Raw genomic sequence first — 385 nt, 5'->3', positions numbered from 1 at the left:
TGTTGTCGGTTGTCAGTTGTTTTTGTTGTCAGTTTGAAACCGAAAACAGACAACTGAGAACTTTTTTAAACTTCTAATTCTGCTTTAATCCAATCGTATCCTTTTTCCTCAAGCTCGTAAGCCAATTCTTTTCCGCCCGATTTTACGATTTTTCCATCCATTAAAACGTGAACGAAATCTGGAATGATATAATCTAACAAACGTTGGTAGTGCGTGATTACTAACACCGCGTTGTTTTCGTTTTTAAGCTTGTTTACACCATTTGCAACGATTCTTAGCGCATCGATATCCAAACCTGAATCGGTTTCGTCTAGAATCGCTAATTTTGGTTCTAGCATTGCCATTTGGAAAATCTCGTTACGTTTCTTTTCTCCACCAGAAAAAC

Annotated in this window: 1 protein-coding gene; it reads right to left on the bottom strand. The window is 37.4% G+C overall.

Translation table 11 applies throughout. From position 1 onward, the window contains the following. Positions 1 to 65: 65 nt before the first annotated feature. Positions 66 to 385 (bottom strand): ABC transporter ATP-binding protein (locus DIU01_RS14055; protein ID WP_367222087.1); only part of this gene is annotated, 320 nt, incomplete at its 5' end.

The organism is Flavobacterium sp., assembly GCF_003525665.1.
In the GTDB taxonomy this organism is placed as follows: domain Bacteria; phylum Bacteroidota; class Bacteroidia; order Flavobacteriales; family Flavobacteriaceae; genus Flavobacterium.
Note: the sequence above shows the minus strand (reverse complement) of the source record. Positions and strands in the feature narration are given on the sequence as shown.